This is a genomic window from Shewanella sp. M16 (assembly GCF_018224605.1).
GTDB lineage: Bacteria > Pseudomonadota > Gammaproteobacteria > Enterobacterales > Shewanellaceae > Shewanella > Shewanella oncorhynchi.
On record NZ_JAGTUL010000116.1, the window covers coordinates 1 to 439 of the forward strand.

General features: G+C 53.1%; 1 rRNA gene. It reads left to right on the top strand.

Going from position 1 to position 439, the window contains the following annotated elements:
* Positions 1-439, top strand: a 16S ribosomal RNA gene (locus KFE26_RS23655); the annotation flags it as partial.

A 439-nucleotide genomic window follows, 5' to 3' on the forward strand; every position in this document is an offset into this window, starting at 1 on the left:
GCAGTGGGGAATCTTCCGCAATGGACGAAAGTCTGACGGAGCAACGCCGCGTGAGTGATGACGGCCTTCGGGTTGTAAAGCTCTGTTAATCGGGACGAAAGGCCTTCTTGCGAATAGTTAGAAGGATTGACGGTACCGGAATAGAAAGCCACGGCTAACTACGTGCCAGCAGCCGCGGTAATACGTAGGTGGCAAGCGTTGTCCGGATTTATTGGGCGTAAAGCGCGCGCAGGCGGATTGGTCAGTCTGTCTTAAAAGTTCGGGGCTTAACCCCGTGATGGGATGGAAACTGCCAATCTAGAGTATCGGAGAGGAAAGTGGAATTCCTAGTGTAGCGGTGAAATGCGTAGATATTAGGAAGAACACCAGTGGCGAAGGCGACTTTCTGGACGAAAACTGACGCTGAGGCGCGAAAGCCAGGGGAGCGAACGGGATTAGA